Genomic DNA, 6,679 nt, shown 5'->3' with positions numbered 1-6,679 from the left:
GGACACACGCGCGTGTCCTACGTTCACGTCGCGCGTGTCCTACGTTCGGAACACCCGAGTTCAACGGTCGGGACACGAAGAGGGGGCCTCCGCGGTGGAGGCCCCCTCGGGTCGTCAGGTCACTCGCCGATGATCGGCTTCGCCGCCTTCGGCGGCTCCTCGATCAGCGGCTGGCCCTCGATCCGGACCTTGCGCTGGTGGTCCTTGCCGTCGCCCCCCTGGCCGGGCGCGCCCATCATCGGCGCGCCCATCATGCCCATGCCGCCCGCGCCACCGGGACGGCCACCGGCCGCGCCCGCCGCGCCACCGGCGCCCGCGGCCCCGCCCGGACCGCCCGCCGCGCCCAGCACGCCGGACGAGCCACCGGCCTGGAGCGTCGCGCCGCCGCCACCGGCACCGCCGGCGCCACCGCCGCCGAAGCCGCCGCCACCACCGGCGAAGCCACCGCCGCCGCCACCACCGAAGCCGCCACCGCCGCCACCGCCACCGGCGGTCGTGGACGGCAGGTCGGCCGCCACCGGCCGCACGGTCGGCATCGGGGGCACGGTCGGCGTGCCGGTGCTACCGGTCGCGTACGTCGTGTCCCGGAACGACGGCGGCGGGGGAACCTGGCCGCCACCGGTCGAACCGCCGGACGGCACCCACCGGCCCGGCTCCCAGTGACCGCCGCCCGTGCCGCCGGACCCACCGGAACCGCCGGACCCGCCCGAACCGCCGCCCGTGCCGACCGACGGCGGACGCGAGACCACCGGGCCGCTCGGCCCGCCGGGGTAGGCGCGGCCCGGGTCGTAACCGCCCGTGCCCGGCCCATACCCGGTGCCGACCGTCGGCGGACGCGACACCACCGGACCGCTCGCGCCGCCGCCCGCCCCGGAGGACGGGTTCGTGGTGCCGCCGGGGTTGTTGGTGAACCGCTGCTCCGAGTCGCGGCGGACCTGGTCGAGCTGCCGCTCGTCGAGCCCGACCCCGCCCTGCGTCAACCGCGGCCCCGAGCCGCCACCGCCGCCGGAGCCCTTGTTGGACGACGTCATCGCGGTGATCGCCTGCAGGATCTGCTTGGCGGTCTGCGCGATCTGCGCCACCGACTTGATCAGGTCGATCAGCTTCTTGAGCGAGTTGCCGAGCTTCTGCAGGAAGTCGGCGAGCTTCTTGGCGTAGTTGCACGCCATCTGCACGATGTCGGCGATGGCCGCCGCGATGGCCGCGCCGAAGGTCAGGAACGACGCCGCCAGCCACTGGATGATCTTCATGACCATCTCGGACACGGCCTGGCTGATCAGGTCCATGATGGTCTTGCGCACGGTGGCGACCAGCTCGCCCGCGCCCTTGGCCGCCCGCGAGATGCCCTGCGTGGCCTTGGACAGCGTCTCCAGCCCGGCCGCGTGCTTCGTGCTCGCCGCCCGGTAGCCGTCGGCCGAACGGCCGCGCCAGGTCCGCGTCTCCTCCACCGACGTGCGGCGGTAGTCGGCGACGATGCCCTCGATCTGCTTGGCCGCCGAGGCCCAGCTGTCGGACATCTTCTGGATCGCCTGCGGGTTGCCCAGCAGCGCGTCGAACGGCTCGCGCAGGAAGTCGACGTGCTGCATGGCCCAGCTGAACCCGGCGGACAGGAAGCCCGACAGCGGATTGCTGGCCAGCCCGACGATGCCCATGGCCGTGTTGGCCATGCCGAGCCCGGCCTGGACCCAGTCGCCCCGCTCGACCGCCGCGACGGTGCCCTGCACGTCGCCGATCAGGTGCGAGGGGTCGCGCCCCTGGGTGGTGGCTTGCGCGCTCATCCGCGTGCCCTTCCGCTGAAGCCGAACGCGTTGTCGAGGTCGACGTTCTCGTAGAGGTCGGCGACCTCACGCAGGCCCTGGCACATGTCGGCGACGGTCTCCGTGGCCTGGCCGAGGATGTCCTGGGACGAGCCCGCGGTCTTGAGCAGGAACTGCGCCAGGAACGAACCGAACACGCCGAAGGCGTCGGTCGAGAGCGACGGGTCGGCGGTCTGGGTGGCCGCGAGCATCCGCTGCGTCAGCTGGTCGACCGTTCCAGCGTGCGCCCGGATCTCGTCCGGGTTCACGTTGAACGAGACGAACATGGTCATCTACCCCCTGCTCAGGCCATGACATCGGGTGGGTTGGTGAAGTAGTCGTCGTCGGGCCTGGTGTCTCGACGCTGCAGCTCCGGCTCCGGTTCCACCGCGTCCGTGCCGTCACCCGAATAGCCGTTGGGCATCTTCGACTTCACGAACTCCAGCGCGGGGCTGTCGCCGACGAACTCGGTCATGATCTCGACCACCCGGCCCGCGGCGGCGCGCTGCGCCTGCGCCACGGCGGTCATGATCGCGCCGGAGATCCGCTCCGGGTCCTCGCCGCGCAGCTGCGGGCGCAGGATCAGGTCGGTCAACGCGCCCGAGGCGTTGACCGTCACGGTGATCAGGCCGTCGGGCGACGTGGCGCTGCCGCCGACGCTCCCGAGCTGCGTCTCCGCCTGCGCGGCGTTCCGCCTGGCCTGCTCGATCTTCTCTCCGTACTGCGCGAGCCACTGGTCCGGCTCCATGGTCACCCCTCACGGCAACGGGGCTTGCGGCCCTTACTGCGCAATTCGACCCGTCCACCCTCGATTCGGTTCCGGCCGACGTATCGTTTCACCGAATCGTGATTTCCGGGCGCGCCACCGGCGGATACCGCCGTTCGGCCCATTCCGCGGATCGTTTGCTTGCCGATGCGTTGGGTTTTCGCAACACTTCGTGCCATGAGTCCGGCGCGCCGGGGCCGGGGCGGCCCCATCCACAACCGGATCGGTGTGCTCCGGGTCGAACGCGGGTTGACCAGGGCCGGGTTGGCCGAGGCCGTGGAGGTCAACCCCCAGACGATCGGCGCGCTGGAGCGGGGCGACCACTACCCCAGCCTCGACCTCGCGCTGCGGATCTGCGACGTGTTCGGCCTGCCGGTCGAGGCGGTGTTCAGCCGCACGCCGTTCAAGCCGCTGTCGACCCAGCTGTACGGCTAGCACACCGTCCGCGACAGGAGGAGAGCACGTGGCACAGGGAGTGCTGGAGATCGACGGGGTCTCCAAGCGCTACGGGGACGTCGTCGCGCTGGACGGGATGACCTTCGACGTGCGGGCGGGCGAGCTGTTCGGGTTCGTCGGCAGCAACGGCGCGGGCAAGACCACCACCATGCGCATCGCCCTCGGCGTGCTCGCGGCGGACTCGGGGCAGGTGCGGTGGAACGGCGCGCCGGTCACCTTCGAGACCCGCCGCCGGATCGGGTACATGCCCGAGGAACGCGGCCTCTACCCGAAGATGAAGGTGCTCGACCAACTCGTGTACCTGGCCGAGCTGCACGGCCTGCCGACCAACGCCGCGCACCGCTCGGCGGAGGACTGGATCGGCCGCCTCGGCCTGCGCGAGCGCCGCCACGACGAGGTGCAGAAGCTCAGCCTCGGCAACCAGCAGCGCGTGCAGCTCGCCGCGGCGCTGGTGCACGAGCCGGAGGTGCTGGTGCTGGACGAGCCGTTCTCCGGCCTGGACCCGGTCGCGGTGGACGTGATGAGCCAGGTGCTGCGGGAGAAGGCGGCGACCGGCGTGCCGGTGGTGTTCTCCAGCCACCAGCTCGACCTGGTGGAGCGGCTGTGCGACCGGGTCGGCATCGTGCGCCGCGGCCGGCTGGTCGCCTGCGGCCCGGTGGACGAGCTGCGCGCGGGCGGCGGCGGCACGCTGGTGGTGGACGCGCCGCTCGCCGCCGCGGGGTGGGCCGACGACCTGCCGGGCGTGCGGGCGGCCCGCACGTCGGCCGGCCGCACGGTGCTCGACGTCGCGCCGGACGTGGACGACCAGGCGGTGCTGCGCGCCGCCCTGGCCACCGGACCGGTGCACGAGTTCTCCCGGCAGCGGCCGTCGCTGACCGAGTTGTTCCGCAGCGTGGTGACCGAGGAGTCCGCCGGATGAACAGCCTCACCCCCGGCCGGGCGGTGTTCCTCGTCTCGCGCCGCGAGTTCCTGGGCCGGGTCCGCGCCAAGTCGTTCGTGTGGGGCACGGTGGCGATCGTCGCCGTGATGGCCGGGTACGTGCTGCTCCAGACCCTGCTGTTCGACGACGTGGGCCGCTCCCGCGTCGCGTTGAGCGGGCAGGCGACCGTGCTCGCGGAGCCGTTGCGGCAGACCGCCCGGTCGTTCGGCCGCGAGGTGGAGACGGTCGACGTGCCGGACCCGGCGGCGGCCGAGGCGCAGGTGCGCTCGGGCGAGTTCGACGCCCTGGTCAGCGGCGCGGCGGACGACCTGCGCGTGGTGGTGAAGGAGTCGCTGGGCGAGGACCTGCGCAACTCGATCGACCTGCTGGTCAAGCAGCAGGTGCTCGACGCGCAGCTGGCGGAGGCGGGCCTGGACCCGGCGGTGGTGGCGCGCAACGTCGAACGCGCGGGCGTGCAGGTGGTGGCGCTGGAGCCGGGCGACGAGCAGCGCGGCCAGCGGATCGTGATCGGCCTGGTGATCGCGGCGCTGCTGTACTACTCGCTCGTCGTCTACGGGATGATGGTGGCCCAGGGCGTGGTGGAGGAGAAGTCCAGCCGGGTGGTCGAGATCCTGCTGGCGACGCTGCGGCCGTGGCACCTGCTGCTGGGCAAGGTCGTCGGCCTGGGCGCGGTGGGGTTGCTGCAACTGCTGCTGGTCGGCGTCGTCGGCCTCGTGCTGGCGTCGGTGTCCGGGGTGCTGGACGCCTCGGCCGTGGCCGGTGGCGCGCTGGCCGCCGGCGCGCTGTGGTACCTGATCGGGTTCCTGCTGTACGCCACGGTGTTCGCGGCCGCCGCGGCGCTGGTGTCGCGGCAGGAGGAGCTGCAGGCGGTGGTGACGCCGATCACCATGTCGATCGTGGTCGGGTTCGTGGTGGGCGTCAACCTGCTGATCGGCGACCCGACCGGGACGCCGGCGGCCGTGCTGTCCCTGCTGCCGCCGTTCGCGCCCGTGCTGATGCCGGTGCGGATGGCGATGGGGCTCGCGCCGGCGTGGCAGGTGCTGCTGGCGGTCGTGCTCGCGCTCCTCGCGGTGGCGGGGATCGCCCGGCTGGGCGGCACGGTGTACGCGAACGCGGTCCTGCGCACGGGCGCGCGCGTGCGGCTGCGGGACGCCCTGCGCCGGGCCAACCCTTGACGTCGGCGTAGCGGACGAGCGCTTCGCTGCGCTCGTCCGCGTGGTCGACGATCGGGTCGCGCGGCCGGCGGACGGCCCGGCCGGCGACGTCGCGCAGCTCCGGGGCGTACCGGCGCACGTAGTCGCCCTCGGGGTCCCATCGCTCGCCCGGGCCCACGACAAAGGCCCGCCCCCGGACGTCGGGTGCGGGCCTTCGGTGGGACCTGTGGTCAGCGCTGGTCGATCGGCACGAAGGCGCGCTCCGGCGAGCCGACGTAGACCTGCCGCGGCCGGCCGATCTTCGTGGCCGGGTCGTTGATCATCTCGCGCCAGTGCGCGATCCAGCCGGGCAGCCGGCCCAGGGCGAACAGCACGGTGAAGAACTTCGTCGGGAAGCCCATCGCGCGGTAGATCAGGCCGGTGTAGAAGTCGACGTTCGGGTACAGCTTCCGCTCGACGAAGTAGTCGTCGGCGAGCGCGGTCTCCTCCAGCGACTTGGCGATGTCGAGCAACTCGTCGGACGCGCCGAGCTTGCCGAGGATCTCGTCCGCCGTCTTCTTGATGATCGCGGCGCGCGGGTCGTAGTTCTTGTAGACCCGGTGGCCGAAGCCCATCAGGCGGACGCCGTCCTCCTTGTTCTTGACCTTCTTCACGAACGCGGCGACGTCACCGCCCTCGCGCCGGATCTTCTCCAGCATCTCCAGCACGGCGGAGTTCGCGCCGCCGTGCAGCGGGCCGAACAGCGCGTTGATGCCGGCCGAGATGGACGCGAACAGGTTCGCCTCCGACGAGCCGACCAGCCGCACGGTCGACGTGGAGCAGTTCTGCTCGTGGTCGGCGTGCAGCACGAACAGCAGGTCGAGCGCCCGCACCAGGTCGGGGTCGACGTCGTAGGGCTCGGCCGGGAAGCCGAACGTCATGCGCAGGAAGTTGTCCACCAGACCCAGGGAGTTGTCCGGGTACAGGAACGGCTGGCCCACGGACTTCTTGTAGGCGTAGGCCGCGATGGTGGGCACCTTGGCCAGCAGGCGGATCGTGGAGATCTCGACCTGGTTGGCGTCGAAGGGGCTGAGGCTGTCCTGGTAGAACGTCGACAGCGCGGAGACCGCCGAGGACAGCACGGGCATGGGGTGGGCGTCACGCGGGAAGCCGTCGAAGAACCGTTTCAGGTCCTCGTGCAGCAGCGTGTGCCGGCTGATCTTGGAGGAGAACTCCTCCAGCTGGGCCTGGGTCGGCAGCTCGCCGTAGATCAGCAGGTAGCTGACCTCGAGGAAGTTCGACTTCTCGGCGAGCTGCTCGATCGGGTAGCCGCGGTAGCGCAGGATGCCCGCGTCACCGTCGATGTAGGTGATCTCGGAGGAGCAGGAGGCGGTGTTGACGAATCCGCTGTCCAGGGTGACCAGGCCGGTGGTGGCCAGCAGCTTGCCGAGATCGACACCGGGCGCACCCTCGGTGGCCGGTACTACCTTCATCTCGTGCTCTCCGCCCGGATGGCGCAGCGCGACGGTACCGGTGTCGATGGGCGCAATCGTCGCGTCGGGCATGCAGAGTCCCTCTCACGCTAGGC

At 71.8% G+C, this 6,679-nt stretch carries 7 protein-coding genes; 3 read left to right on the top strand and 4 right to left on the bottom strand.

What is annotated here, in order from left to right; all coding sequences use genetic code 11:
- Window positions 1–119: 119 nt before the first annotated feature.
- From ACFXGA_RS28065 to ACFXGA_RS28055, 3 genes are read right to left on the bottom strand one after another with little or no spacing between them, the layout of a single operon-like run.
- Window positions 120–1,778 carry a hypothetical protein gene (locus ACFXGA_RS28065; RefSeq protein ID WP_378092874.1) on the bottom strand — a complete coding sequence of 553 codons (1,659 nt, stop codon included), beginning with the start codon at window positions 1,776–1,778 and terminating at the stop codon, window positions 120–122.
- Window positions 1,775–2,089 (bottom strand): type VII secretion target, encoded by a 315-nt coding sequence (locus tag ACFXGA_RS28060; RefSeq protein ID WP_378092872.1) that lies wholly within the window; start codon window positions 2,087–2,089, stop codon window positions 1,775–1,777. Before ACFXGA_RS28060 ends, ACFXGA_RS28065 begins: the two co-directional genes overlap by 4 nt.
- A gap of 11 nt (window positions 2,090–2,100) precedes the next feature.
- Entirely contained in the window at window positions 2,101–2,544 is a 444-nt protein-coding gene (locus ACFXGA_RS28055; RefSeq protein ID WP_378092869.1) for a YbaB/EbfC family nucleoid-associated protein, read from the bottom strand.
- A 195-nt stretch (window positions 2,545–2,739) separates the two neighbouring features.
- Here ACFXGA_RS28055 and ACFXGA_RS28050 point away from each other — a divergent pair, with 195 nt between their 5' ends.
- Genes ACFXGA_RS28050 through ACFXGA_RS28040 form a run of 3 tightly spaced genes read left to right on the top strand, consistent with a single transcriptional unit; the run spans window position 2,740 to window position 5,133 of the window.
- Window positions 2,740–2,997: a helix-turn-helix transcriptional regulator gene (locus tag ACFXGA_RS28050; protein WP_378092867.1), complete on the top strand. Its 258-nt coding sequence runs from the start codon at window positions 2,740–2,742 to the stop codon at window positions 2,995–2,997.
- A gap of 28 nt (window positions 2,998–3,025) precedes the next feature.
- On the top strand, window positions 3,026–3,937 hold the full coding sequence (locus tag ACFXGA_RS28045) for an ABC transporter ATP-binding protein (protein ID WP_378092865.1): 912 nt from the start codon (window positions 3,026–3,028) through the stop codon (window positions 3,935–3,937).
- Window positions 3,934–5,133 (top strand): ABC transporter permease, encoded by a 1,200-nt coding sequence (locus ACFXGA_RS28040; RefSeq protein ID WP_378092864.1) that lies wholly within the window; start codon window positions 3,934–3,936, stop codon window positions 5,131–5,133. Before ACFXGA_RS28045 ends, ACFXGA_RS28040 begins: the two co-directional genes overlap by 4 nt.
- A 209-nt stretch (window positions 5,134–5,342) precedes the next feature.
- Here the strand turns inward: ACFXGA_RS28040 and ACFXGA_RS28035 are convergent, their stop codons facing one another.
- On the bottom strand, window positions 5,343–6,656 hold the full coding sequence (locus ACFXGA_RS28035) for a citrate synthase (protein WP_378092862.1): 1,314 nt from the start codon (window positions 6,654–6,656) through the stop codon (window positions 5,343–5,345).
- Window positions 6,657–6,679 lie beyond the last annotated feature (23 nt).

Origin of the sequence: Actinosynnema sp. NPDC059335, assembly GCF_042752395.1 — a bacterium.
In the GTDB taxonomy this organism is placed as follows: Bacteria; Actinomycetota; Actinomycetes; order Mycobacteriales; family Pseudonocardiaceae; genus Actinosynnema.
Note: the sequence above shows the minus strand (reverse complement) of the source record. Positions and strands in the feature narration are given on the sequence as shown.

Excerpts from the sequence above, each read along its gene's own strand:
- ACFXGA_RS28060 (WP_378092872.1), bottom strand. The coding sequence starts at position 2,089 with ATGACCATGTTCGTCTCGTTCAACGTGAACCCGGACGAGATCCGGGCG.
- ACFXGA_RS28035 (WP_378092862.1), bottom strand. The coding sequence starts at position 6,656 with ATGCCCGACGCGACGATTGCGCCCATCGACACCGGTACCGTCGCGCTG.
- ACFXGA_RS28040 (WP_378092864.1), top strand. The coding sequence starts at position 3,934 with ATGAACAGCCTCACCCCCGGCCGGGCGGTGTTCCTCGTCTCGCGCCGC.
- ACFXGA_RS28050 (WP_378092867.1), top strand. The coding sequence starts at position 2,740 with ATGAGTCCGGCGCGCCGGGGCCGGGGCGGCCCCATCCACAACCGGATC.
- ACFXGA_RS28065 (WP_378092874.1), bottom strand. The coding sequence starts at position 1,778 with ATGAGCGCGCAAGCCACCACCCAGGGGCGCGACCCCTCGCACCTGATC.
- ACFXGA_RS28055 (WP_378092869.1), bottom strand. The coding sequence starts at position 2,544 with ATGGAGCCGGACCAGTGGCTCGCGCAGTACGGAGAGAAGATCGAGCAG.